This is a genomic window from Vibrio sp. 1-2 (7-a), assembly GCF_013048515.1.
GTDB classification, from domain to species: domain Bacteria; phylum Pseudomonadota; class Gammaproteobacteria; order Enterobacterales; family Vibrionaceae; genus Vibrio; species Vibrio diabolicus.
The window spans coordinates 161,195-187,792 of sequence record NZ_VHSQ01000005.1 but is presented as its reverse complement, the minus strand read 5'-3'; the positions used below and the strand labels follow the sequence as shown (position 1 = coordinate 187,792).

Genomic DNA, 26,598 nt, shown 5'->3' with positions numbered 1-26,598 from the left:
TCAAGAGTCGACCGTGTAACACGGATTAATTGATTCAGATTAATAAAGCATTAACTAGCTGAGCATCAAAAGCGTGAAATACGTAACATTTGCAGCCTATTTTAGTAAGAAAGAGAAAAGTAGTGACACGTGATCAATTTGAGTTATTAGCACCCGGTGGTGATTTAGATTCCATCAAAGCCGCGATTGCCGCTGGCGCCGATGCAATTTACTGTGGGCTCGACCGCTTCAATGCTCGTAACCGAGCGACCAACCTCACCTTAGATAACTTAAATGGCGTGTTAACGTTGGCCCATCAGCACAGCTGTAAGATTTTCCTAACGTTGAATGTGCTGATTTTAGAAAGTGAAATTCCAGCAATTGTTCGCTTACTCAGCCAACTGAACACCACCAAAATCGATGGCGTGATCGTGCAAGATCTCGGTCTGGCCTACACTCTCAAACATCACTTTCCCGATTTGGATGTGCACGCTTCAACGCAACTGAACACGCATAACGAAGGCCAGATCCTCTTTCTCAACCAGCTCACCGCAAGCCGAGTAAACTTATCTCGCGAACTTAACATCGATGAAATAAAACATCTGGCGCAATTTGGTCGCGAGCACAACGTAATGATGGAAGTGTTTGTCCACGGCTCATACTGCATCGGATTCTCCGGAATTTGCTATATCAGTTCCGCTCGCAATGGCGCATCAGGTAACCGTGGACGCTGCAGCCAACCTTGTCGCGAACAGTACGAAACGACCAAAACGGGCAACAACTACCCACTCAATATGAAAGACAACTCCGCCTTTGGGGACTTGGAAGCGCTTGCCGATGCTGGCGTGTATTCTTTAAAAGTAGAAGGGCGAATCAAGAAATCGCACTACGTCTATACCGTGGTCGATAATTGGCGTCAGCAAATCGATCGCTTGTGCGAGGGTTTGGAACTCTCTGAAGACACCACCGAGTTATACACGGTGTTCAACCGCGATTTCTCCAACGCATTTTTGCAAGGTGATTTCGGCAAGGCGATGTACATCGACAACCCGCGCGACCACGCTGTAAAGCATTTTTCGAAGGTTTATCAATGCCAGTCTGCTGATGATGTGCAAGCGGTGAAAAAGAAACTCTACGACGACAAAACCGCGATCATTGAGAAAGTGGCAGAGCAAACTAAGTCGTTCGATCTCACTTCGACACAAGTATCCGGCAGCAGCTTGAAAGGGTCGATTGATGTGCCAACTCTGCCAGCGTTACCTCAACCAGAACCTCGCCAAGGTGCGCCAAAATTATCGGTTCTGATCTCGTCAGCACAAGAAGCCATGCTGTGCGAATACCACAACATAGATGTTTACTATCAATTGCCAATGGGATTGTCTGGTGAACTGAGCGCGATGATTGAGTTGTTCCAAGCCAACCCAATGCTCAAACCTTGGTTTCCTGCCATTTTGATTGGCGAAGACTACCAAGCCGCACGCGTATTTTTGGAAACCATCCAACCTAAATTGTCGATCACCAACAACTCAGGCGTCGGCATGATCGCAAAAGAGCTCGGCTTAGGCTGGGTGGCAGGCCCACAAATGAACACGGTGAACTCATACGCGTTTAAATGCCTTCAAGACGAGTTCGCGGCAAGTGGCGCGTTTGTTTCTAACGAGCTGAATATGAAGCAGATGCGCCACATCAAGCGTCCGAAAAACATGCGCAGCTTCTACAGCATTTATCATCCAAATACCCTACTTACGAGCCGCCAATGTTTGTTCCAACAAACCGAAGGGTGCCGTAAGGTGAAGGTCAACAAAGGTTGTTTGAAACGCTGTGATAAACGCACGTCTATCATCAACTTAAAAGACAATCCTTACGTGGTGCAAAAACAGAAAGGCAGCCACAATTCGATCTACAGCGAACACAACGTCTTAAACCTGCGAGTGCTGCACGATCTGCCGCAATTGTTTACCGATGTGTTGATCGATCTGCGTGATATCCAGACCGAAACGAAAGTCTCAGCAAGCAAACCTGAGTTGATTGACGCGTTCTTAGCTCTACTTGAAGAACACAGCGAACAAACCGTCCAAACGCTGAATGCCATGATTCAACCAACAGCCAACGCGCAGTATTTAAAGGGGTTGTAGAGGGATATATCTAGGTTCTACAACTTTTGCTAAGGGCCAAACAAATAGGGGGAACTCTCAGGATTGCTTTGCCTGAGCGCCTCAATGCCAAGATGAGAAAAATACCAATGAAGAGTACAAGTACCATCTTGGGACATCAGTGTATACGCTCCGGAGTTGAGCCATATCTTCTCTCCGACAGACACACCAACACCATCAATAAAGCAACGGTTCAAGCGATCACTCTCAAGCACGTACCAACCCGAGCGCAGTAAATCGCCTCGAACACTAGATTGTGTTTTTAACCCAAGAGTCAGAATAAACGGAGCAATAGATACATAGTGTTGCCGAAGAGCATCACGGTCCTCCTCTAATAACCAATCAGGAATTCGATAACTTTCGATGATGAGTATCGGCTTTACTGCACGAATTTCCTGCCAAACGTCATACTGACCCCGATAGTAGTTGTCTATCATGATGGCAGATGTTCGCCAATGATAAGTCGATGGACGAAAAAGACCTATTCCTTCATAGGCAAAGACCGCATCGTCAACTTGCGTGTGCCTTTCTATGAATGTGTGTAGGGCGATTTGGTGCTGATTATTATGTTGTACCGGATAGTGGATGATACGAGCAATCACAATCAAGAATAGTACGATACAAGTGGTAACCGTTCCTTTCGACCACTCCCGAGTAGATGAAACAACGTACTGGATTGAGAACGCAACAAATACCGCAAGCAAAGGGTAAAGTGTGACCAAGTTATATGCATGATAGTGGGGGTTAGCCAAAACCGACAACACAGATAATATAACCAGAGCTATCAAAAACTGAGCTTGCTTAAACGACAGTACTTTCCACTTACCGACACATATTCCTACGCCTATGAGAGCAAACAGCCAATAAACAATATCATGTAAAAAGTACTGTATCAGTACATCAACCTTCAGAGAGTTTGCGTCACTAACATGCGATGTCGAATACAGAAATAAATCAAACGTCGTGTACAAAAACAGTTCAAGTGAAGAAATTCCAACGGTCGCAACAAACAAAGCCGTGCAAGAGATAATGCCTAACAACAGCGCACTGACATCCAAGACAAAGTCACGTACGGAGCGCTTTTGAATTAGCCGAATAAGCCCGAAGAGACCAATCACTACGCCAATCAAAATCGCCTTAAATTTGAAGAGTATCGCAAGCCCGAATAATAACCCCACCCAAAACAATTTATGAGCATCACTTCCTGGGCACACATACAACACAATGATTATTTGTAACCAAAGAAAAAGAATAACGAGGTCAGGACGAAGGTCAATGCCACGCATCACCATCGCAGAAGAGGCAAAGAGCAATAACAATGTAGTGAGTGCAATATTGACTGTAAATATTTGGCGAAGAAGCACATAGACTTGCCAACCTATCGCCAACAAAAACAAAACAAAAAACGAACGAAAAACGTAAATAAGCTCGAATCGATCACCAAAGAAAAAGTAAACTGGCGTCATCCAATCAAAAAGCAAAGTATAGCTATCAACATTGAAGTCAAGATTCGGCCGTTTCCCAACGCTCATTAACCATGTGGTATAAAGCGCCATGTAATCATCATTAACGAGCGCGAGATTGAATATGATGTAAACATAAAAACCGAATAACAGACTTAAGTTAATCCCAAGTAGCCATCTAACTCTTTCTTCACTCATCGCTTCTTAAGTATCCAAACTTGTTTCGTTTTGAGTAAACTCGGCCAAATTGACTCAAGCCATATCAACGGGCGCATTAAAATGCCTGGAATAAAGTTATAGACAAAGCTAGGAAAGAGCAGGATCACTTGAGAGTCTATAACTTCGAAACCGTGTGCATCTGCCAGCTTGTAAATACTAGATGTGCTATTGGTGTAAACATCTCCTCCTAGCTGTTCCGAAAAAAGTCGGGTCCAAGTTCGCGGAGACCACCTTAGGCTATCAAAAATAAGATATCCTTCTGGTGCAATTAACCGTTCAAACTCTGCAAACAACCGATCTTGATCATCGCAATGAAACAGAAAACGACTAGATAATACTACTGAAAACTGCTGCTCTGGATATGTCGTTGAATAGATGTCTTGTTTAGAAAAATGTGTTTTTTGGAGCAAAGGGTTCTCGTAACAAACTGCGAGCATCTCATCAGAGTAATCTGCCGCATAAACCTGTTGAAAGCCAGACGCCGTAATAGTTGGAAGCATTCTTCCCGTGCCACAGGGTATATCTAGAATTGACTCTTGCAAGGAGCAGATATTAAGAAACTGTGAAAACAAAGACACTTCAGACTGATGTACAAATTGTCCACCAACATTTGAAAAACGTAGATCTTCATACTTTTTCACCGTTTCAGAATCACTGTAGAAATCTTGTTTTTCTTGCCGATTCGTTTTCATAAGTCACCTCTTTTCAGCGCTGAAACAAATGAGCTTGATTAAAGACAATGCGTTTCATTAATAGATATACAATTGGGAAACGAATCAACACGACCAAAATCTGCGAAATGAGAACATGAATGCCTACAATACTTTTAAAGATATAAAGCAGTAAAACACTCAAGAACAATGATCCTGCCGTTATTGTGATGAATTTAAAAAAGCTTCTTACATTTGCACAAACAGAAAACGTATATCTTGAGTTCATGATGTAACTAAAGGCAGAACCCACTAAAAAAGACAAAACAGAAGATGTCAAATAATAGACATCAAAATAAATAAGCACACAAAAAACGAGGTAACTGACCAGAGTATTCATGATACCCACTGAACCAAACTTAACTATCTTCATCGCTACTCTTTATATTCCTTGTGTAACGAATAATGTAATCGGGTCGGTCTTGACCTTGCTCGAAAATTCGCCCGACGTAAGAGCCGATTAAGGCAATAAAGAACAATAAAATCCCTGAGAAAAAGACTTGGAAAAAGATGATTGATGTCCAACCATCGACAGTTGTGCCAAAAACGAACTTACTTACTAGTGCTTTGGTGAGATATAACAAGCCAAGTGACCACATCAATGTTGAGATAACAAACATCAGTTGAATAGGAAAGCGGGAAAAATTAAGTACCGCGTCTGACGCTAAAGCAAACATCTTAGTAAGTGAATACTTCGTTTCTCCTGCATGTCTACCATCACGTTCATATTGAATAATGGTTTGATTAAATCCGATAATGGCAAAAATACCCCTCAAGTATTTGTGCTTCTCTCGGTAACATGAAATGGCCTCTCTAACTGGCTTAGTAAATGCCCGAAAATCACCGCAATCTTCAATTAAATTAGCGGGAGAAGTTAGGGATAAAAAGCGGTAAAACAATTTTGCACTAATTAGCTTAAAAGCGGTTTCATTTCTTCTCGACAAGCGTTGGGCATGGACGATATCAAAGCCTTTATCGATCTCTTTTAAGAACTGTGTAATAACTTCTGGGGGATCTTGAAGATCAATATCAATGGTAATATTAATATCTCCAGTTGCAGCTTCGATTCCAGCAAACAAAGCGGTTTGCTGCCCTACATTCGCAGCAAGATGCACGATCACTAATCGTTCATCCGCCATAGCCAGCTTGTCTAAAATTACTGCACTTTTATCAACACTAGCATCATTAACTACAACAAACTCAAACAAATACTGATCGTATTGCTTAGCAATTTCGCACAAACGCGAGTAATACTCCTCGATGACAGACTCTTCATTAAAACACGGAGCGATAAAGCTAATTTTATCCATACTCCCTCCTACCCAAGGCCGAGTGTTCGCGTATAGCCAGACACAAAACTTTCTAACGTATAACGAACTTTAAACTGCTCTATTTGATTTCTAGACATCTGGTCAAGTTGACCTAACTTAAAACCGTTCTCTATCGCACTTGCACTCGCTTCTAAATCATCCAGATCAATTTCAATGGCATTAGAACCAAATTGAATAACATCCGATAATTGCTCGAAATCAGGAATCGCAATCGGTAATCCGCAAGATACCGCCTCCACGATTAGGTTAGGTGTTAGGCTCGTTCCGACACATGTCCTTAGTGGTAAAACCAACAAATCTGCACTCGCCATCTCAACTGAAATATCAATGCTCTCTTTAAATTCTATTTGGTGATGTAGCTCATGTTTAGAAACAAGTTTCTCTATATTTGCTTGGTCGCCGAAGCCACTGAGACAGAGCGTTAGATCAAAATCGATACATTCTCGCTTCTTTAGTATTGCAGCCAATTCAATTAAAGCGTCAACGCCTTTTGATGGCTTAGAATGCCCGATATAAAGTAAAGACATTCTTTGTGTCTTCTTTGCAGGGTTAGGTCGCGAAAAGTGCTCAGAAAAAACCCCATTTTGAATGAAATAGACTGGCAAATGAGACAGAGAAGATAACTGAAATTTCTGGTAGTTACTGTGCACAATCGCTTGACAAAAATTGTCTAACAAACTCTTGTATAAAGGCGCACTGATAAACGAATTAAATAGAAGTAAATGTAAATACTTAAACCAATTCCGAAAAAAATAATGCTTGTTATTACGGACCTCGTCTAAGGTCAAATATGACTGCCAAATGGATAAAGTCGTCTGCTTTTGATATCGAGATTTTAAAAAGAAAAAAACCACCAATAGTTCTACAGGCGTAGCAATGTGTAGGTTAACCTTCGCACTGTTGGTTTTCTCGAGCAGCCTGTTGAGCTCTCTACATAAGTAAATTAGATTCATCAGCCCCTCAAACAGAGATTCATATCGACTCTCATTACGAAAGGTATGTTGTTCAACCTTAATATGAGAACGAAACTCAGTTGGAGAAACAGTGACAACATGATGTCCATTCTCAGTTAAGCACTGCGCTAAATTGACGAAGTTTTTACTCATTGCTTCTTTTTGATCACTTCGAAATCTAGCGATAGCTAAGATCACAAGTTCCATTTGTTTTCCTAATACTTATCGCACCTAATAACCATAGTATAAACAACGAGAACCTGAGAAACTGTTTACTAGTAAGAGAATCAAAATGATAAAAAGATAATGATTGAATTAGTTTTAAAAGGGCTCACCGAAAGAGCAAAAGGAGATAGATAAAAATCAGGGCTTTATTGCAGTTCGGTCCATTAAAACCAGTCACAATCCTTGAACACTCGCCTTGCACTGACTACAATGACGCACTTTTTTTAATGACTTCAAGGTCACACAAAATGACAGATACAGCTAAACCAGCTCTACCAGATCGCCTAGCGGGTAACCCACGTAGCCCATTCTTCATCAAAGAATGCTTCGATCACCAAATCGGTATCCGTTTTAACGGCAAAGAGCGCACAGACGTAGAAGAATACTGCGTGAGCGAAGGTTGGGTGAAAATTGCTTCTCCTAAAGCAAAAGACCGTTTCGGTAACCCAATGCTAATCAAACTTAAAGGCGAAGTTGAAGCGTACTACGTGTAAGCTGACCACGCTGAATATCTTTGAAAGCTCGAGTTTGACTCGGGCTTTTTTAATGCCTGTCATATCCCTTTCTCGATTAATCTATTCCCTCCTCTATTCAGTACAAGTTATTAAGAAATCGATGTAAATCGCTGTTTTTATCTGATTGTTGGCTAAAGTTTCTATAGAACTTACTGTAATAACCATTGCCAAAAGAAACGACACCTTTTGATTGTAGGGAGAGGAAATGGAAAGCCCACTTGTCACACTCAAACACGCCAGCAAAAGCTTTGTTGATGGCAAAGAGACACATCGCGTGTTGGAAGGGGTCGACTTCACGTTGAGCACAGGAGCGAATGTTGCGCTGACGGGCGCAAGTGGTAGCGGTAAAAGTACCTTACTCAATATCATCGCTGGCTTTGAGCCACTTTCCGAAGGTGAGTTGTGGTTAGATGGCGATAACACAGCGGCTTGGAAAGACCCACAATGGAGCCGATTTCGCCATCAAAAACTCGGGGTTATTTTTCAGCAATTCAACCTCTTAACACCTCTTAACGTAAAGAAAAACATCGCCTTTCCTCTCAATTTGAATCAACAGAAATGGAACGACTGGTGCGATTATTTGGTCGAGACTCTAGGCATCAGCCAACTTCTCGACAGACATGTTTCTGCCCTTTCCGGCGGTCAACAACAACGAGTCGCTATTGCACGCGCATTGGCTCACAAGCCTAAATTACTGCTTGCTGATGAACCCACAGGAAACCTAGACCAAAAAGCTGGCTTGGAAGTGATGAAACTGTTGAATGAAATCACCACCCAAGGCAATACCGCCGTGCTCTTGGTGACGCATAGCTCTGAGTGTGCCGAGTTTATGCAAACCCAATTACGTTTAAAGGATGGGCGTTTAAAGGATGGTCGTTTGCAAAGCGGACTGACGCAAAATCAGCGCGATGTAAATGAGCAACATCATGAAGCAAGCTAGGCTCTCAAACACCAGATTCACACATACTCGACTCGCACTGAATCTGTTTGCAGCGCACTATCGGCAGGCGCCACTGCAAGCCGCCGCAATTCTGATCGGTATCGTGCTGGCAGTGACCTTGTTTGTTGCGGTGCAAGCCATCAACCTCAATGCCAAGCGCAGTTATGCAGAGTCTACCGAGCAGCTTAGCGCACAAGCTCAGAACTTAATTATTCCACCAGCAGGGCAAAACTATCTGCCCGAATCGCTCTACTTCACCCTTAGACAAAACGGACTCAGTGCAGCGCTACCTATAATCGAAGGGAGAGTGAGAGACAAACAAGGGCGTCGCTGGTCAGTACAAGGTAGCGAGTTAATTGCCGCCATCTCTTCACGTTCTCGCTATTCATCAGAAAACCAGCAGAACGTATCTTTGTTCGACAGTGCTTTACCTTTGCCAGAGCTTTTAGCTGGCAAGCCCATCGTGATGATGAGCCAATCTCAACATCAAAACCTAGGAGAGGTGGACACCCTAACTCTGGACGACATCCCAACCCAAGTGGTGGTGCTACCTGACGAATGGCAGTTAGGTAGCCGAATGTTGCTGGACATTGGCTTTGCCCAGCAACTGCTCAATAAACAAGGACAACTCAGTTACATTGCAGTTTTCCATTCGGGTGATAAAGGGAATAAAGACAAGCAAACAAAATGGCAGAAGCTGATTGGCGAGCAAGGACAATGGATTTCCAATAATCAAAGTACAGACCTTGGCTCACTGACCGACAGCTTTCATCTCAATCTCACAGCAATGAGCTTACTTGCCTTTTTAGTCGGGCTGTTCATCGCTTACAACGGCGTAAAGTACAGCTTGCTGAAACGCAATCGGCTGTTAGTGCAGATTCAACAGGCGGGTGTTGCGCCGAGCATTGTGTTCTCTGCGCTGCTAGTTGAACTCACTATTCTCGTTACCATCGGCGCTTCATTCGGTTTTGTATTGGGCATGCAGCTTAGCCATTGGTTGCATCCGACCGTAGCACTGACTTTAGAACAACTTTATGGTGCGACACTGCTGCCCGGCACTTGGCAGTGGCAATGGTGGGCGCAAGCGCTGCTGCTCACGTTAGCCGCAACCCTATTGGCGTGTTGGCAGCACTTTAAACAGCGAGTGCGCCAGCCGCTTTCCTCTCATGGCGGATTTTATCAAGCACCTGAAGCCTCTAACGAAAACCAATTGTTTGTGATAGGTGCGGCGTTGACGGCTCTCGCACTTGCAGGGTTATGGCTGAGTGAGCACCACCGATTTACCATGGCGTGGCTCGGCGTGCTTGTGGTGTCGATTCCTTTATATCTACCCAAAACACTCAGCGTATTAGCCAATTGGTGTGAAAAACGCACCAGTTCCGGTTTGATGCAGTATCTGTTTGCAGAGCTGCGCGAGCTGATTTCTCCGCTTTCTCTCGCCATGATGGCACTGCTACTCGCCGTTACAGCCAATATGGGCATGAATACCTTAGTGGGCAGCTTTGAATCCACCCTAAAACAGTGGTTAGAACAAAGGCTACACGCCGACATTTACGTTAGCCCTGCTCAAGGGGAAATCGCAGATGTGGAGCGCGCGTTAGGGCAGTTCGACAAAGTTGAGACCGTCTACAAGCAATACTACGTCGAAGATAACCTGCAAGGCTTACCGATTTTGCTTGGTACCAAAGACAAAGACACCTTAGAGCAAACCATGGTGTTCAAATCGCATTTGGAGAACTTCTGGTCACGTTTTTACCAAGGTGAATCAGTCGCCATCAGTGAACCAACCGCGGTCAAACTGGGTTTATCACTGGGTAGCGAGCTCACGCTTGATGCCGTTCCAAATAAGAACCTGATTGTGGGTGCGATATTCCACGATTACGGTTCACCCAATGGTGAAGTGTTATTGGCACCCAAATTATGGCAAGAGAGTGGCTTTACCGACCTGCCGACAAGCCTTGGCATTAAAGTATTGGGGGACCCACAAATCGTCTACGAGCAACTGCGCGAGCAATTGAATCTGCATCCAAGTCAGCTCTACGATCAAGCGCAAATCAAATCCATCGCGTTGGATATTTTCTCGCAGACCTTCGCCATTACACGCGCACTCAACGGCGTGACGTTGATGGTCGCGGTGATTGGTTTGTTCAGTGCTTGTTTCATGTTGCTCGACGCGCGCAAAGCCGCCATCGCAAGGCTATATGCACTTGGCGTCAGCCGTCGCAAATTAATGACCATGGTGGTCGGACAGATCGTCGCTTTGGTCAGTTTTACTCTGGTTATCGCCCTACCCCTCGGAGCCATGGTGGGTTATGTGCTGACAGACATCGTCACCTTGCGCGCTTTTGGTTGGAGCCTAAATTATCTGTGGAATTGGAGTGATGCCCTCAGCATTGCGGCGATCACCATCTTGGTGGCAGTGATTGCAACCTTGATTCCGCTGTGGCGATTGGTCAGTAAGCCTGTCGTGTCCAGTTTGCAAAGCGAGGTGTTGTGATGGTTCGATTGGCAAGCAAACTTACTCTGTTCATAGGCAGTTTGATCCTATTTGGATGTGAAGATCCCCAACAAAAAAATATGGGCACTTTGCTGGGCAGTGGAGAAACACAAAGCGAGAGCAACCCATTCACACCCGTGGAAAAAGGTGTCGAACTGACCTTCCCAGCAGACCATCAAGCACACCCGAATTTTCGTCATGAATGGTGGTACTTAACCGCTAACTTAATCGATGAAGACGGCAACCCACTTGGCGTTCAATGGACACAATTTCGCTTTTCTGCTGCGCCACCAACGGACGAAGATGACGTGAAGAAAACCGAATGGCAAGCTCAACAAATCTACATGGCGCACAGCGCGGTCACGACGAAGGACAAACACTATGCAGATGAGAAATGGTCACGCGCTCAAGCCTCTCTAGCAGGTGTTGATACTTCACCATTTCGGGTTTATCTCGATGATTGGCAGTGGACTTCTTCAACCAACGACCTCTTCCCTGCCACATTGAAGGCGAACTCCGAACAGTTTGGCTATTCGCTGACGCTTAACAGCAGTGCGCCTTATCAAAAGCAAGGCGAGCAAGGTTACAGCACCAAAAGCGCCGATGGTCAGGTGGCTTCGTATTACTACAGCCAACCGTTTATTGATGTCTCTGGTGAAGTCACTATCGACGGTGAAATCCATCAAGTGTCGGGCAAAGGTTGGATAGACCGAGAGTGGAGCTCGCAATTCTTACTCGACTCACAACAAGGCTGGGACTGGTTTGCTCTAAGGTTGAGTGACGAAACCAGCTTGGTAGTGTTCCAATTGCGGGATGCCAAAACAGGACAAGCCAGTTACGCCAACGCAAGGCTGATGCAGCAAGATGGTTCTGGCATCGCTATCCCACAAAAAGACATTCAGTTAGAGGCGACCAAGCAAACAGAAATCCAAGGGCGAAAGTATCCAACCGAGTGGCAAGTGTCGATTCCTAATCAGCAAATCGAGCTTACTATTTCTGCACTCAACCCGAACGCGAAAATGCCCCTTTCTGTGCCTTATTGGGAAGGCCCTGTGCGTATTGAGGGCTCTCATTCTGGGACTGGTTATATGGAGCTGACGGGATACTAAGCGCTCTGAACGGATTTCAATTACCGTTGAGAAGCCATCTTAAGAACCATCTCCTACCCGCAACAGAATGCATCATAATCAGAAATAAATGACTACGACGCATTTATTCGATACTAGCCTTGAATCCTTGCTTCGTTGCGGTACGCTTTGAGCAAATCAAACAAGGGTGGCCCCTCTCATGCGTGTCGATTATCACCAACGACTCGTTCCTGTTATTCGCTATCTGGAACAGCACTTTAACGATCCTCTCAATTTGCTCGACGTGGCAGCGCTAGCAAACCTCTCTCCCTATCACTTTCACCGTACCTTCAAGGCGGTACAAGGCGAAACATTAGCCGACTTCATCCGACGTTTACGGCTAGAGGCGGCAGCAGACGACCTTTTCAAATCAAAGCAACCAGTGCTGAACATCGCGTTAGAGTACGGTTTTTCTAGTTCGCAAAGCCTAGCTAAGGCGTTTAAGCAGCATTATGGCGTAACACCAACCGCCTTTCGCGACTGTAAAAACTACCAGCAATTTTCTGAACTCGCGCGAAACAGCAAGATTGGACACGCACTGCGCAAGAATGGAAACGAACGAGCCCTAAGCGATTCATATACTGACTCTGAACTCACAACATGGAGCAACAATATGGAAACGCAAAACTTTGATAAAGCAAAACTGGCTTACATTCGCGTAAACGGCCCTTATGGCCAAGGTTATGAAGAACCATCAGGTCGCTTGTATCAATGGGCAGGAATGAAAGGTTTGGCGGGCAATACCTGTATCTTCATTTATCACGATAACCCAGAAATCACGCCAGACGAGAAGTGTCGTACTGATATCTGTCTAATGGTGCCAGAAGATACCGAAGTACCAAAAGGCATTGAGCTGCAAGACTTCCCCGGCGGTCAATATGCGGTGATGCGCCAGCAAATTACCGAATTCAGCCAATACCCTAAAGCATGGGATGATTTGATGAGCAAAGTGGTTGAATCTGGTATTGAAAACGACTGTCGACCTTGCTTCGAACTTTATCATAGCTACGATCCACAAACGCACCATGCAGACGTCTGCTTCTGCACTGCCATCAAATAATCGAAAAAAGCCTGCACGTTCGCAGGCTTTCCTTCTATTAGAAATAATGTCTAAATCGATTAGATCGCTTCGCCGTTTACTGTAACAGCAACATCAATATTGCCACGAACGGCGTTTGAGTATGGGCAAACTTGGTGTGCAATGCGCGTTAGCTCTAATGCTTGTTCTTGTGGCATATCTAGCTCTACCGCTAAGCTCACTGTTAATGCAAAGCCGCCGTTATCGTTCGGACCAATGCCCACTTCCGCTGTTACGGGTGCACTTTTCAGGTTTACTTTACCTTCACGTGCTACGTGCAGAATCGCGTTAGAAAAACATGCTGAATAACCCGCTGCGAAAAGCTGCTCAGGGTTAGTTGCTGCACCTGTGCCGCCCATTTCCTTCGGGTATGACAGCTCTAGATCGAGAAGACCGTCATCTGTTTTTACTTGACCATTACGACCAGCCAAAGCAGTAGCTTGAGTTTTGTATAGAGTAGTCATGCGATTGTCCTTCTTAATTTAAGTTGCGCGCAATTTAATTGCTTACAATCTTATATCGAAGTAAAGATCGTTTGCAACTATATTGTGCACAATTTATTTTGTTACTCTCTTTCTCTGTAAGCAGGTAGGCAACGCCAATGAGCCAGTGTTACACCGACAACACCATGACCAACGACGATAAACTCTTACTCGAAAACCAAGTTTGCTTCCCGCTCTATAGTGCAGCAAATGCGGTGATCCGAGCTTACCGCCCTTTGCTGGACGAACTTGATCTGACTTATTCGCAATACTTAGTGATGATGGTGTTGTGGGAGAAAGACGGTGCCAGTGTTAAAGAACTGGGCTCGCAACTGCATTTGGATTCAGGCACGCTCACGCCGCTGCTTAAACGATTAGAAACAAAAGGCTATGTAGAACGTGGTCGCAGTGACACCGATGAGCGCGTACGCGTACTCAACCTTACAGAGCAAGGTCGTGACCTCAAAGAGCAAGCCAAATCAGTGCCAAACGCCATGATGTGTAAAATCACGTTAGAGCTGGATGAAATGATCATGCTGAAGAAGTTGTGCGGCAAGGTGCTCGACAATCTGAACTAAAAAATAAAAGCATCAGCTTCCCCACTTCCTATTAGAAAGAGCCTGCCGAGATGCAGGTTCTTTCGATCTTAGCCAGACGATATCTTAAAGGTCATCATCGGTATCTCTATTACCACTCGGCCTTCATCTTCAATAAAACCTATCAAAGCAAACTCACTTACATCGGGCTTCCCTATGAATAAAGATAGGAAATGACTATCAATAGGATAGTTACAAGCGATTTTCCTTAAACACAATCCAATGCGAATATACTTTCCGAAAGCAAGAACTGCTCACCCTAAAACATTCTGAGGAAAGTAAAAATGATTAATACAAAGATCAAACCATTTGCAGCTACAGCATACAAAAACGGCGAATTCGTTGAAGTAACAGAACAAGACGTTCTAGGCAAATGGGCTGTATTCTTCTTCTACCCAGCAGACTTCACATTCGTATGTCCGACAGAACTAGGTGACCTAGCAGACCACTACGAAGAGCTACAAAAACGCGGCGTTGAAGTGTACTCAGTATCAACAGACACACACTTCACTCACAAAGCTTGGCACGATAGCTCAGAAACCATCGGCAAGATCCAGTACTACATGCTTGGTGACCAAACAGGCAACATCACAAACAACTTCGGTGTGATGCGTGAAGGCCAAGGTCTTGCAGACCGTGCAACGTTCCTAATCGACCCAGAAGGTACTATCCAAGCAATGGAAATCACTGCTGAAGGTATCGGTCGTGACGCAGAAGACCTACTACGCAAAGTGAAAGCAGCTCAGTACGTAGCAGCACACCCAGGCGAAGTTTGCCCAGCAAAATGGAAAGAAGGCGAAGAAACGCTAGCTCCTTCTCTAGACCTAGTAGGCAAAATCTAAGCCACTGAATTTAAGCTCAATTTAACATGCTAATTGACGCTTAACTTAGAGAGCGTTCCAGGTTAGATACCTTGACGACCTTCTGCCTGGTTTGCTCTCTCCCTACTGATTTTATCCAGAGTAACCACTCTTTTGTTTATTTAAGGTAACAACAACTATGTTAGACCAAGCGATCCAACAACAACTCAAACAATATCTGGCTAATGTAAAAGAAGACGTTCGTCTAGTGGTTAGTCTAGATGAAAGCAAAGCATCGAATGACATTCTGTCTCTGGCGAACCAAATCGCAGAGATGAGCGACTTTATCACCGTTGAACGTGACGACAACGCAAGCGCACGTAAACCAGTGATGACGGTGACCAATCCAGTAAAAGGCACAGCACTTCGCTTTGCTGGCTTACCAATGGGTCACGAATTTACCTCTCTGGTATTGGCATTGCTGCACTCTGGTGGTCACCCAATCAAACTAGAGCCGGAAGTGATTGAACAAATCGCAGCGCTAGATAAAAAGTTGGAAGTTGAAGTGTTCATTTCACTGTCGTGCCAAAACTGTCCAGACGTGGTTCAAGCGTTCAACATGATGGCAGCGATCAACCCGAAAGTGAAAGCAACCATGATCGACGGTGCACTATTTCAAGATGAAGTGAAACAACGCGACATCATGGCAGTACCAAGCGTATTCGTAAACGGAGAGCTATTCGGTCAAGGTCGTATGTCTCTGACTGAAATCCTAAACAAAGTGGATGACAGCGCGAGCGAGAAAGCAGCCAAAGCACTGAGCGAAAAAGACCCATACGACGTGCTAGTTGTCGGCGGTGGCCCTGGTGGTAGTGCAGCAGCACTATACGCAGCGCGTAAAGGTATTCGCACTGGCGTTGTCGCTAAACGCTTCGGTGGTCAGGTGATAGACACCATGGCAATCGAGAACTTTATCTCGGTAAAACGTACTGAAGGTCCAAAACTGGCGACTGACCTAGCAGAGCACCTAAAAGAATACGACGTAGACGTCGTGACTGAGCAACAAGCGCAAAAACTGATGGGCGCAGCGCACACAGATGATGGCTTGATTCATATCCAACTTGAAAGCGGCGCAACGCTGAAAAGTAAGAGTGTCATCCTTAGCCCTGGTGCACGCTGGCGTGAAATGAACGTTCCGGGTGAGCAAGAGTACCGCAACAAAGGCGTCGCGTACTGCCCACACTGTGACGGCCCGCTATTCAAAGGCAAGAAAACCGCGGTTATCGGTGGTGGTAACTCAGGCATCGAAGCGGCTATCGACCTTGCAGGTATTGTTGAGCACGTAACCGTTCTTGAATTTGCAGACGTACTTCGCGCAGACCAAGTGCTTATCGACAAAGCGAACTCACTACCAAACATCGACATCATCACGATGGCACAAACCACAGAAGTAGTGGGTGACGGTACTCGCGTAACAAGCTTGAAGTACAAAGACCGTAACACAGATGAAATCAAAGAGATTGAACTGTCAGGTATCTTTGTCCAAATCGGTCTAGTACCAAACACAGAATGGCTAAAAGATTCAGAAGTAGAGCTTTCTGAGCGCGGCGAAATTGAAGTTGGTAGCCGTGGTGAAACCAGCCTAGAAGGTGTCTTCGCAGCCGGTGACGCAACGACGGTTCCTTACAAACAGATCATCATAGCGATGGGTGAAGGTGCAAAAGCAAGCTTAGGCGCGTTTGACTACCTAATCCGTAAGCAAGGTTAATCTCCAATTTCTTGAGCACAAAGCGCGCGGTGCTGTGTTTTCTTTCCCGGAAAACCAATCGGGGCACCGTGACAGCGATGAGTAACAAGAAATAAAAGCAAAAAACCTAGAAGCCCAAAGACTTTGCCAGCAGGTACCAACTGCTGGCTTTTTTGGTTTTGGGGAGGGGTGTAAGCACATCCTCCAGCACTCCGAGTTCAAACTGGAGGGAATGGCTCTACAATCACGGATAATTCAGTTCACTCCACCAGCATCAAAACGCGTTGCGAATAGATTATGAATACTCGCTTAGGCTCCTTCAGAATGACACTGTTCGTTTAGCGCTCTCTTCACGTCATTCCCGCGAACCTAGGTGAGACTGGGAATCTACCCACCGCAAGCTTGAACGAAAGAAATTCACACACATACACGTGAAGCATCAACGGTTAGAGGATTCATGAACATGATCCTCCTCTTAACCTCAAACCACCAACCCCACCTAACCTTCGCTTGTATCAAACTCTAAAGATCTCAACACTCCGAGCTCAAGGTGGCAAGTTCTACAATCGTGGATAATTCAATTCACACCACCAGCATCACAAAGCGCTGAGAATAGATTCTGAATACTCGCTTAGGCTCCTTCAGAATGACACTGTTCGTGTAGCGCTCTCTTCGCGTCATTCCCGCGAACCTAGGTGAGACTGGGAATCTACTCACCGTAAGCTTGAACGAAAGAAATTCACACACATACACGTGATGCATCAACGGTTAGAGGGTTCTGAACATGATCCTCCTTTCAACCTCAAACCACCAACCCCACCTAACCTTCGCTTGTATCAAACTCTAAAGATCTCAACACACCGGGCTCAAAGGGGAGGGACTGGTTCTGCAATCGTGGACAGTTAACTCCACACCGCCAGCATCACAAAGCGCTGAGAATAGATTCTGAATACTCGCTTAGGCTCCTTCAGAATGACACTGTTCGTTTAGCGCTCTCTTCACGTCATTCCCGCGAACCTAGGTGAGACTGGGAATCTACTCACCACAAACTCGCTCGAAAATGATTAGCACGAACAAACAAAAGATGAATGAGGGTTGCAAGCACATAACCCAACTCGCAGATTCAAAGTACCACCCCACCGAATCTCTCCATGTATCAAGCTCCAAAGACACCAACCCTAAAAAAATTTAAAAAAGCCCTTTACCTCGACTTAACTTGAGGTTTTAGCATGTTCATCGTTGGCTAGCAAATGACAAAAAGGAGCACATCATGATCCAACTAGAACATATTAATTTAGTCGTGAAAAACATCCCTGAAATGCTGAAGTTTTATCAAACTGCATTTCCACATTGGTACGTGCGTGATGAGGGGAAAGGCGAATGGAGTGGCAAGCCAAGAAACTGGCTACATTTTGGCGACGAGTATCAATACATTGCCATGAGTGACCACGGTGAAGGTGAGAACCGCGAGTTGGGCGGCCACCAAGTAGGGCTAGCGCATTTTGCTTATGTGACCAACAACGTCGATGCCATCATAAAAAGACTGACCGATGCAGGTTATCCGATTGCCCAACCTGGGGCTGATGAGCCATATCGCAAGAATGTGTATTTTGTTGACCCTGCAGGTTTTGAGATCGAATTTGTTGAATACCTGACGGATGATCCAAAACTTCGTAACCTGACAAGCTAAAAGAGACGTAAACAATAAAACGCCAGCAGATGGTTACTGCTGGCGTTTTAGTTTATCTATCAGGTTTCTTTATCGCATTAGCGCTGTTTGGCAAAAACCTGAGTCCAGTAATACCCGTAGCTTGCCGAGTGATTTTCGACAAGCGACGCGCCCATCTGATCAAAATCCGCACTCATGATATTGAGGCAGTGACCTTCGCTCGATAACCAAGCATTAACGACGGCGTTAATGCTGCTTTGCCCTACGGCGACATTCTCACCAATAGCGCTCCAAGCATAGCCCGTTGCGTTGACTCGATCTGACATATTGCTGCCGTCAGAACCTGTGTGACTCATGAAATCGCTGTTCGCCATGTCGCTCGAATGTCGATAAGCGGCGCTTTCCAAATCGTAGCTCCAAGTCAGTGCCCCAACAGGTGGCATGGTGGTTGCGCCACACTGTTGTGTAGTAGAGCGAGCGCTGTTCACCGCTGCGAGCATCTGCTCGGCAAATATGCCTTGTGATGATGTGGAACCTGTGTTTTGAGAACCGTTTTCTACAGGTGCTGACGACTCCCCGTCGCCGCCACATGCGCTGAGAAGTAGAGCCAAAACTGGCACTAAGATCTTAGTTGGCATTGTCTTTCCTTTATGAGTGACGAAGAGCAAACTGCGCTTTTCGATAATAACGCCCAATAACCTAACAAAAACCAATAAAAGCACCATATGACTTAGAGTGTTTTAACCAAAGACTCACATGAAGTTTTCAATCGCCTTGGTTCGGTTGATAAATTGGCAACGTTTCAGCCCACGTATGGAATGGCGTTTCATCCATATCCTGTATTGCTTGAGTGATAAAATCGATGAACACCCTCACTCGGGCAGGCACATATTCCCGGTTAGCATAGAGAAGATACACGCCATTTCCTGCTTGGCGCATACTCGGAAATATCGGCACTAAACGCCCCGCTTTGAGCCAGTCTCTCGCGATAAAATGAGGAATCTGAGTTAACCCTAAACCTTCTGCGCAAAGCTCTGCCATCGATTCGCCGTCATTTACAATAAAATTTCTCTCGGGGTTATACTCACTTGCACCGTCTGATTCTGGCATCCGAATCGGCAACAGTTTCCCCGTTTGTTTAAAACGAAAACGAACCCAAGAATGGTCATTGAATACATCCGGGCCACTCGGAACACCATGGCGCGCTAAGTAATCCTGACTGCCACAAATAATAAAATCGATAGGACTCAGCTGGCGCACAATCAACTGGCTGTCCTGAACGACACCAGATCTAATCGACACATCAATCCCTTGTTCAATAATATCAACGTAGGCGTCATCGTAATGAATATCGATAGTGATACTGGGGTAGCGGCGACAAAACTCTTTTAATAAAGGGCGAATGTAAAGGCGACCGTAGGAGATCGGCACGTTAATCTTAAGCAGTCCTGAAAGCGCATCATTGTGGCTTTTCAATGAATCCTCACACGCCGTCAGTTCGTCCAGTACAAACCTAGCGGTATTTGCGTATCGACGACCGGCTTCTGTCAGACGGATCTGTCGCGTAGAACGTTGGAAAAGCTGTATTCCCAAGTCGCTTTCAAGACGATGGATGGCCTTACTCACCGTAGAAGGGTCTGTGCCATACGCTTTGGCGGCCGCAGCAAAACTGCCACCTTCTAAAGTGGCAATAAAAAATCGTAGGGACCGTATCTTATCCATAAAACTCGTGCACTCCATTCGTGAACTTTATTCACTTTAGTAAAGACAAAGTGGCTCTTCAATCACCAATCAGCCCAAATATAATGAATCTCAATAACTTGATGCTCTGTTAGCGAGGAAAAAACAATGGGTAAAAATGGATTAAAGAATGCACTACAACTATTGATAGCGACCTTAGTCCTATTCTTTGGGGTGCTTCAAACGGCACATGCGACGGATAAACGCATTGGCATTCTAGTTTACGACGGCGTACTGACCTCTGATGTTACTGCGCCTTTAGAGGTCTTTGGCGTTGCAAGTCGTCTGACTTGGTTTAGCGATTATGAAGTAGTCACTATTTCCGTCTCTGAACAGAAAACCATCACCACTGAAGAGGGATTAAAAATTGGTGTGGATGCTTGGATTGGCGATCAGCCGGAACTCGACGTGCTGGTTTTAACATCCAGCTACGACATGGATGCGCTAATCGAAAACAAGGATCTCATTCACTTTATTCAAACCACATCAAAGGCGGCAGATTGGATGGCAAGTAATTGCTCTGGTGCGTATCTATTGGCCGAGGCTGGCCTGTTAAACGGTAAGAAAGCGACGACGTGGGCAGGAGGTGAAAACGGATTACAAAAAGACTATCCAGCAGTTGATGTACAGGTCGACCAGAATTTTGTTGTTGATGAGGGTGTCATCACCTCAAACGGCAGCCTAGTTAGCTATCAAGCCGCCCTTAAATTGCTGCATCTCATGACTTCAGAATCTAAAGCTCAAGAAGTCGCAGACGCCCTTCAATACTCACGTTTTTCTACCCAGCCCTTTTAAGCGGGCAAGAACTAAACCGCAGGTAACCTTTGAGCTTCAGAGGTTACCTTACTACTCAGCTCTACACTTCTGATCTTAATCCTATGGAAAAACACAAACGATACGAAGCACTGACGAAGGAGCGATACCAAGATATCTATCGTCTCGCATATTGGCTATGCAAAGATCATCACCTTGCTCAAGATTTGGCGCAAGACACCTTCCTGAAAGCGTGGCGATTCTTTGATAACTTAAATGATCCCAATGCCGCGAAGCCTTGGCTCATCACCATTTTGCGTCGTGAGAATGCTCGGCGCTTTGATAAAAAGCAGTACGATTTTGTCGATATTGATGAGTGTGTAATACAGGCAAAAACCTACCCTGGCAGTGACCACGACATGGCACAAGATTGGCTTCAAAAACAAATGATGATTCTCGAACCCAAATACCGAGAGCCATTGGTCTTAAAACTCGTAGTCGGGTTTAATCATAATGAAATTGCTCAAGTATTAGAGCTTAATCACAACACCGTGGCGACTCGATTATTCAGAGCACGCAATCAGATCATTGCGCAGAGGGAGCGCGATTAAGACACAAAAAAAGTAGTCAATCATGTCAACTAACTGGCTATGCTCCGGTCTATTTCATAAGTCGTTACACAACTCGGCGCTTTAACGCTTTACATCAAGCGCGACTAGATGAACACTTCTCGTCAAAGTACAATAACAGCCGACATAGAGTAGAGTCAGTAAAACATTATGAGTAACACAACGGCGAAAAAGCCGAATCCCCTATTCGAGATTCTTTTTAACGTATTTATCCCTTCCTTTATCTTGATGAAGTTTAGCGGCGATGAACACCTAGGAACAGCAATGGCGCTGGTTGTCGCTTTGCTATTTCCTATCATTTACGGCGGTATGGACCTTGTCCGGAACAAGAAATTTAACTTTATTTCTGCACTTGGCTTTATCAGTGTTTTATTAACTGGCGGCATTGGCTTGTTAGAGCTTGATACACGTTGGTTAGCCTTGAAAGAAGCCCTGATCCCTGGCCTGATCGGTTTAGCGGTTTTGGGCTCAACGTTTACCCGCTACCCACTGATGCAGAAGTTAGTACTGAATGACACGGTATTGAATTTATCGCTGATTAACGAACGCTTGAAAGAGAACGGTCAATCAGAGGCATTTGAACGTTGTCTAATGTCATCAAACTATCTGTTTGCGAGTACTTTTGCGTTCTCATCCGCGATGAACTACTTCCTTGCGACTTGGATCGTGACCAGTCCTTCGGGCACGGCTGCCTTTAATGAAGAGTTGGGTAAGATGACGCTTTACAGCTACCCGATGATTGCAATTCCAAGCATGTTAATGATGTTCGGTATTTTTTATTATATTTGGCGTCAAGTACGTACGATGACATCGCTCGAGACAGAGCAAATTTTCCATCTAAAATAGTCCCATCATTACAAATAACCCATCAAAAAAGGGAGGATTTTATCCTCCCTTTTCTCAACAGACTCACTGTAATTCATAGCGTCAAAATGATTTTTCCTGACACCGCCGATGAGCGTTGCTCAACCATTTCAATCGCAGTTTGAAAATCCTCTAGCGGCAGCTCAGACGCTACATTTAACTTTATATCGTTGGCAATAAAGTGGTCTAACATTTCAGCGAATACCGCCTTTCTCACGCTTTTACCTACCGATTCTTCCCAATACCGCAAAAAGAAGGGGCTAAAGTCGATGTTGTTGATCTTCATCGATTCAAAAAACGCAGGCGTATAAGGCGCTAACGACAACGTTCCGTAGTTGATGTATTGGCCATTTTCTTTCAAGGTACGAATGAGATACGTGCCAGCCTCACCACCTATCGCATCCAAAGCGGCCGTTGGTTGTGGCAGTTTGCGCGTTTGCAGTTGCGCGTGTAAGTCTTGCTTCGCGTCCAACACTGGAATCGTATCGTACGGATACTCGTCTGGCTTTGAAGTGACAGCAATCAGTGTAAAACCCAGTGAATGGGCGAGCTGGGCAAATATCTTACCGATCGCCGAACCCGCCGCATTGATGATCACCACATCCTCTTTGTTCAACTTAGCCACTTTAGTGGTGATCACCCACGCGGTTAACGCGTTGATGTACAACTGGCAGGCATAGCCGTTATCCAAACTCTCAGGTAGCGGAAAAAGATTCTCAGGCGAAGCATCTATGTAGTATTGCCAAGTACCACTCATCGCCACCAACACTTTTTGCCCAACTTGAAGGTCAGTTTGACCAACAGCACTGACTTCCACCACACGCCCAACCGCTTCAAATCCCGGCACGCGAGGTGGTACGTGAACGCGGCGGTATTGCCCAACACCATAAATGGAAAGCAAGTCACTTGGGTTAATGTTTGTAGCTTCGAGCCTCACCCGAATCTTGCCCTGAACAAGCGATTTGAGGGGCTCTTTTTCCAACGACAGCGACGTTTTGGACTGACCAAAACAGAATTGATTCACTCGAGTATTTATCGTTGGTGCCATTGTTATTCATACCATGTAATTGAAATTCAAAAAGGAAGTTTCGCGACTTCTACTCAAAAGCATTAAGTGAAGTCGAAGCTCTGTATTTCTACCTGCGCGATGCGCCGTTCACTCTAAACTGTTGTGGCGTCATATCAAAATAGGCTTTAAATGCTTTGATGTAGGATGAGTCGTTTTGATAACCCACTAGGTCTGCAATGGCTTGGATTGGCAACGTTTCATCTAACAAAGAAAGCGAGTAAATCAGCCGAATTTGTTGCCGCCAAAGCAGAAATGAAGTGTTGAATTCCTTGGCAAACAACCGTGATAAAGTGCGCTCAGACGCCCCAATTTTCTCCCCCCACTCTTTTAGCGAACAGCTCAACGCGGGCTCGTCGGTCAACTGTTCGAAAATCAGTTTTAGTCGTCTGTCTTGTGGCAGCAATAACTGAAATGTCTGCACGTTGCTTTTCAAAATTTGATCATGCAACACCACCAGCAAATGCAGCACTTCTTCGTGGCTTGTCTCACCTTCACACTGTCTGCGGATCTCTTGTAAAAGCTCATTTAAAAACGGCGTTAAAGCAATGGTTCTCACTTGTGGCTCGTACGTTGCGCCAAACTCAGGGTTGAGGTAAATGCCAACAAATATCGTGTTGCTCAGAGCAATCGACTCGTGTTGAACACCCGCAGGAACAAATAACGCAGAAGTGTGCGGAACCAAATGCTGATAATGCTCCGTTTGCGTTTGCAATAACCCTTTGATAGGAAAGATGATTTGATGCCAAGTGTGTTGATGCAGCGCATCAATGTAACCTTTTGGCATGTCGATGGTTTTCACCAAAACAGGAGAATGGGGATTCGCGGCCATCATCTCATTGGAGGTCATGACGCCTGACTTCGAATCAATTTGGCGAGTTAGCATTGTTGATTGTCTTTTCATCCCTATTCCGACACGAGTTCACTAGGCTATCATGCTCCGCATCGCGAATGAAGGTAAACACTTTATCTCTCATTCAAATAATAAGGAGGTTACATGAAGAAAATCGGCGTCGTAAAAGCTGTGCTAGCAGGGAAAACTGTCCCTTATGCTCATGGAGCGCAAAGCGCAATCAACAAACAAGTGTTGCCCGATCGCCAGCACGCAACAGAGCTTGGTTTTACCAGTGATGAGCAAGGCGATCCACGCTTTCATGGTGGCATTCAAAAAGCGCTTCATATTTACCCAAGCGAGCACTACCCAATCTGGCAACAAGAATTAGGCGAAAGAACAATTTTCCAATCCGCTGGCGGCTTTGGCGAAAACATCAGCTCCGAGAGCGTCACCGAATCCACGATTTGCTTGAAAGATAAAATCCGTATCGGCTCAACACTGCTGGAAGTGTCGCAAGGTCGCATGCCTTGTTGGAAACTTAACGTACGCTTTGACCAACACGACATGGCGAGAAGACTGCAAGATACGCTTCGAACAGGCTGGTATTTCCGAGTTTTGGAAGAAGGCGATATCGGTGCAGGTGACGAGATTATTCTGTGCGAAAGACCTTATCCAGAATGGCCACTGGCTCGCATCATGGGCGCGGTTTTCACTGGCTGTTTAGATAGAGAAGAACTCACTAAGCTGTCTGAACTGCCGTTAGTCGAGTCTTGGGGCAAGTTGGTCGAGCGCCGCCTAGAAACTGGCGAAGTCGAAGATTGGGACATGCGCTTGGTTGGCCCAACAAGACAATAAAAAACGCAGAGTAAAAGCTCTGCGCTCGCTATAAAAACGTGGCCTTTGTTATTGCTGTCCTGCTGCATATTGACCATCGGTAACTTGCTCTTTCCAGATAACGTTTTCACCGTCTTTTGACGCCGTAACCACTAGGTGAGTCATTGGCGCATTTGGTGTTGCACCGTGCCAATGGTCGATACCAGGCGGACACCAAACACTATCACCAGCAGCAAATCGAATTACATGCCCATCACGCGTTCCTGTAAGTGCGGTACCAGAAGTGACGATCATGTGTTGTCCTGCAGGGTGAGTATGCCAAGCGGTTCGAGCTCCTGCATCAAAAGTGACATAGGCGGCGCTGTAGTTTGCAACTTCGTTTTCAGGAAACAACATCTCGACGTTAACTTTCCCGGTAAATAGGTTTTCAGGTCCTTGAAACGATTTCTGATCAGCAGAGCGATAAACTTGCTGCGAAGATGAGTTACCATCGGCTGCTTGAGCAATTGGAAGCATAAATCCCGTCGACAACAGCACAGACCAAATAAACAATGATGATTTATTTTTCATAAAACGAATTCCTTTCTAATTGATATGATTGGCCAAATAATATTTATTTTCCCAAAACTGTTTTTAGGACCGAGTGGGCATTATTAGACACACTGTCACCACAGTACTCACTTAATACAACAATAAATTCCTCTAACTCTTGAATAGAAACATTGTTATTCATACTGATATTATAGTGAGCTGCTAATTGGCTATTAACACCGTTCATATTTGCTAATGCTGCAATCGTAGCAATTTCACGCTCTTTCCAAGTGAGCACATCGCGTTCAAAAATATCACCAAACAAATGTGCTTTTAGGTATTCATCAATTTGCGGAGAAAAATCGAATAGCGCGCCTTTTACTTCTGCACCAACAAGTTGTGTTTGGTTTTCAGCGCCAAATTCTAAGCTGGTTTTATCGTTAGGTAACGCGCTTGATTCTCGCCCTAAGGTATCAGTAATACCTTGGCTTTTACGTTCCTCCAACACCGTCATAAATGTTGCTAGTCCATTCAAACTGCGCGGAAATCCAGCATACGCGTACAACTGAGCCAGCAGTTCTTTTATCTCGTTGACCGTTAGGCCTGCGTCTAACCCATCATTAAGGCTTTGTGTTAGTTTTTCTATTTCACCACTCGCAGTAAAAGCAGAAATAGGAATAATAGCTCGCTCTTTATCACTGAATATTTCTGATGCTGAAGCGATATTCGTTGTGCATAGCGTTGTCATAGTGAGCACCAATATTAATATTGATTTAACAGATTTGTTTAATGATTTCATATAAAAATTCCATTATGTAACGGTGTTCTAATCCATAGAAGTTCTAGAAATATATTTATTAGC

26 protein-coding genes are annotated in these 26,598 nt (G+C 45.1%); 14 read left to right on the top strand and 12 right to left on the bottom strand.

The genetic code is table 11. From position 1 onward, the window contains the following. Positions 1–122 precede the first annotated feature (122 nt). Positions 123–2,114 (top strand): U32 family peptidase, encoded by a 1,992-nt coding sequence (locus tag FKN08_RS15485; RefSeq protein WP_170892466.1) that lies wholly within the window; start codon positions 123–125, stop codon positions 2,112–2,114. Between the two features lie 29 nt (positions 2,115–2,143). On the opposite strand, the gene FKN08_RS15480 is transcribed toward FKN08_RS15485, so the two are convergent. Genes FKN08_RS15480 through FKN08_RS15460 form a run of 5 tightly spaced genes read right to left on the bottom strand, consistent with a single transcriptional unit; the run spans position 2,144 to position 7,015 of the window. After that, positions 2,144–3,793 carry a glycosyltransferase family 39 protein gene (locus FKN08_RS15480; RefSeq protein ID WP_170892465.1) on the bottom strand — a complete coding sequence of 550 codons (1,650 nt, stop codon included), beginning with the start codon at positions 3,791–3,793 and terminating at the stop codon, positions 2,144–2,146. Further along, a complete protein-coding gene (locus FKN08_RS15475; RefSeq protein WP_124008149.1) occupies positions 3,790–4,506 on the bottom strand; it encodes a class I SAM-dependent methyltransferase in 717 nt (238 codons plus the stop codon). The genes FKN08_RS15480 and FKN08_RS15475 overlap by 4 nt, the downstream gene beginning before the upstream one ends. A gap of 13 nt (positions 4,507–4,519) precedes the next feature. Next, positions 4,520–4,897 (bottom strand): GtrA family protein, encoded by a 378-nt coding sequence (locus tag FKN08_RS15470; protein ID WP_025520528.1) that lies wholly within the window; start codon positions 4,895–4,897, stop codon positions 4,520–4,522. Then, positions 4,884–5,834 carry a glycosyltransferase family 2 protein gene (locus FKN08_RS15465; RefSeq protein WP_005383496.1) on the bottom strand — a complete coding sequence of 317 codons (951 nt, stop codon included), beginning with the start codon at positions 5,832–5,834 and terminating at the stop codon, positions 4,884–4,886. The genes FKN08_RS15470 and FKN08_RS15465 overlap by 14 nt, the downstream gene beginning before the upstream one ends. Before the next feature lie 8 nt (positions 5,835–5,842). Then, entirely contained in the window at positions 5,843–7,015 is a 1,173-nt protein-coding gene (locus FKN08_RS15460; protein WP_249373434.1) for a glycosyltransferase, read from the bottom strand. Positions 7,016–7,281: 266 nt separating this feature from the next. On the opposite strand from FKN08_RS15460, the gene FKN08_RS15455 reads away from it, so the two are divergent. From FKN08_RS15455 to FKN08_RS15435, 5 genes are all read left to right on the top strand, one after another. Continuing rightward, on the top strand, positions 7,282–7,527 hold the full coding sequence (locus tag FKN08_RS15455) for a DUF3297 family protein (protein WP_005383498.1): 246 nt from the start codon (positions 7,282–7,284) through the stop codon (positions 7,525–7,527). Between the two features lie 226 nt (positions 7,528–7,753). Further along, positions 7,754–8,488 carry an ABC transporter ATP-binding protein gene (locus FKN08_RS15450; RefSeq protein WP_170892464.1) on the top strand — a complete coding sequence of 245 codons (735 nt, stop codon included), beginning with the start codon at positions 7,754–7,756 and terminating at the stop codon, positions 8,486–8,488. Beyond that, positions 8,475–10,985, top strand: a complete 2,511-nt coding sequence (locus tag FKN08_RS15445; protein ID WP_170892463.1) for an ABC transporter permease — start codon at positions 8,475–8,477, stop codon at positions 10,983–10,985. Before FKN08_RS15450 ends, FKN08_RS15445 begins: the two co-directional genes overlap by 14 nt. Next, positions 10,985–12,094 (top strand): lipocalin-like domain-containing protein, encoded by a 1,110-nt coding sequence (locus FKN08_RS15440; protein ID WP_170892462.1) that lies wholly within the window; start codon positions 10,985–10,987, stop codon positions 12,092–12,094. Before FKN08_RS15445 ends, FKN08_RS15440 begins: the two co-directional genes overlap by 1 nt. 178 nt (positions 12,095–12,272) lie before the next feature. Continuing rightward, positions 12,273–13,172, top strand: coding sequence for an AraC family transcriptional regulator (locus FKN08_RS15435; protein WP_170892461.1), 900 nt, complete (start codon positions 12,273–12,275; stop codon positions 13,170–13,172). Between the two features lie 59 nt (positions 13,173–13,231). Here the strand turns inward: FKN08_RS15435 and FKN08_RS15430 are convergent, their stop codons facing one another. Then, on the bottom strand, positions 13,232–13,654 hold the full coding sequence (locus tag FKN08_RS15430; protein WP_005374640.1) for an organic hydroperoxide resistance protein: 423 nt from the start codon (positions 13,652–13,654) through the stop codon (positions 13,232–13,234). 137 nt (positions 13,655–13,791) lie between these two features. On the opposite strand from FKN08_RS15430, the gene FKN08_RS15425 reads away from it, so the two are divergent. The 4 genes from FKN08_RS15425 to FKN08_RS15410 all read left to right on the top strand — a co-directional run bounded on the left by FKN08_RS15425 (position 13,792) and on the right by FKN08_RS15410 (position 18,505). Further along, positions 13,792–14,250 (top strand): MarR family transcriptional regulator, encoded by a 459-nt coding sequence (locus tag FKN08_RS15425; RefSeq protein WP_005395543.1) that lies wholly within the window; start codon positions 13,792–13,794, stop codon positions 14,248–14,250. A 302-nt stretch (positions 14,251–14,552) separates the two neighbouring features. Continuing rightward, the gene (gene ahpC, locus FKN08_RS15420) at positions 14,553–15,110 is read left to right on the top strand and encodes an alkyl hydroperoxide reductase subunit C (RefSeq protein ID WP_005395542.1); all 558 of its coding nucleotides are present in this window, start codon (positions 14,553–14,555) and stop codon (positions 15,108–15,110) included. Between the two features lie 157 nt (positions 15,111–15,267). Beyond that, positions 15,268–16,836, top strand: a complete 1,569-nt coding sequence (gene ahpF, locus FKN08_RS15415; RefSeq protein ID WP_170892460.1) for an alkyl hydroperoxide reductase subunit F — start codon at positions 15,268–15,270, stop codon at positions 16,834–16,836. Between the two features lie 1,249 nt (positions 16,837–18,085). After that, positions 18,086–18,505 (top strand): VOC family protein, encoded by a 420-nt coding sequence (locus FKN08_RS15410; RefSeq protein ID WP_025793617.1) that lies wholly within the window; start codon positions 18,086–18,088, stop codon positions 18,503–18,505. Between the two features lie 77 nt (positions 18,506–18,582). On the opposite strand, the gene FKN08_RS15405 is transcribed toward FKN08_RS15410, so the two are convergent. Beyond that, positions 18,583–19,122 (bottom strand): CAP domain-containing protein, encoded by a 540-nt coding sequence (locus tag FKN08_RS15405; protein ID WP_170892459.1) that lies wholly within the window; start codon positions 19,120–19,122, stop codon positions 18,583–18,585. Positions 19,123–19,249: 127 nt separating this feature from the next. Next, positions 19,250–20,206, bottom strand: a complete 957-nt coding sequence (locus FKN08_RS15400) for a LysR family transcriptional regulator (RefSeq protein ID WP_170892458.1) — start codon at positions 20,204–20,206, stop codon at positions 19,250–19,252. A 126-nt stretch (positions 20,207–20,332) separates the two neighbouring features. On the opposite strand from FKN08_RS15400, the gene FKN08_RS15395 reads away from it, so the two are divergent. From FKN08_RS15395 to FKN08_RS15385, 3 genes are all read left to right on the top strand, one after another. Continuing rightward, on the top strand, positions 20,333–21,019 hold the full coding sequence (locus tag FKN08_RS15395; RefSeq protein ID WP_114322697.1) for a DJ-1/PfpI family protein: 687 nt from the start codon (positions 20,333–20,335) through the stop codon (positions 21,017–21,019). A gap of 83 nt (positions 21,020–21,102) precedes the next feature. Further along, on the top strand, positions 21,103–21,588 hold the full coding sequence (locus FKN08_RS15390) for a sigma-70 family RNA polymerase sigma factor (protein ID WP_048625478.1): 486 nt from the start codon (positions 21,103–21,105) through the stop codon (positions 21,586–21,588). A gap of 168 nt (positions 21,589–21,756) precedes the next feature. Beyond that, positions 21,757–22,452: a VC0807 family protein gene (locus FKN08_RS15385; protein WP_046875662.1), complete on the top strand. Its 696-nt coding sequence runs from the start codon at positions 21,757–21,759 to the stop codon at positions 22,450–22,452. Positions 22,453–22,525: 73 nt separating this feature from the next. Here FKN08_RS15385 and FKN08_RS15380 read toward each other — a convergent pair whose 3' ends face one another. Both FKN08_RS15380 and FKN08_RS15375 read right to left on the bottom strand, forming a co-directional pair. Continuing rightward, the gene (locus tag FKN08_RS15380) at positions 22,526–23,518 is read right to left on the bottom strand and encodes a zinc-dependent alcohol dehydrogenase family protein (protein ID WP_170892457.1); all 993 of its coding nucleotides are present in this window, start codon (positions 23,516–23,518) and stop codon (positions 22,526–22,528) included. Positions 23,519–23,606: 88 nt separating this feature from the next. Further along, positions 23,607–24,422, bottom strand: coding sequence for a helix-turn-helix transcriptional regulator (locus tag FKN08_RS15375; RefSeq protein WP_170892508.1), 816 nt, complete (start codon positions 24,420–24,422; stop codon positions 23,607–23,609). A gap of 111 nt (positions 24,423–24,533) precedes the next feature. On the opposite strand from FKN08_RS15375, the gene FKN08_RS15370 reads away from it, so the two are divergent. Further along, positions 24,534–25,226, top strand: coding sequence for an MOSC domain-containing protein (locus tag FKN08_RS15370; RefSeq protein ID WP_170892456.1), 693 nt, complete (start codon positions 24,534–24,536; stop codon positions 25,224–25,226). 48 nt (positions 25,227–25,274) lie between these two features. On the opposite strand, the gene FKN08_RS15365 is transcribed toward FKN08_RS15370, so the two are convergent. Beyond that, positions 25,275–25,775: a cupin domain-containing protein gene (locus tag FKN08_RS15365; RefSeq protein WP_167427836.1), complete on the bottom strand. Its 501-nt coding sequence runs from the start codon at positions 25,773–25,775 to the stop codon at positions 25,275–25,277. 43 nt (positions 25,776–25,818) lie between these two features. Beyond that, positions 25,819–26,484: a carboxymuconolactone decarboxylase family protein gene (locus tag FKN08_RS15360; RefSeq protein ID WP_227483985.1), complete on the bottom strand. Its 666-nt coding sequence runs from the start codon at positions 26,482–26,484 to the stop codon at positions 25,819–25,821. Between the last annotated feature and the right edge of the window lie 114 nt (positions 26,485–26,598).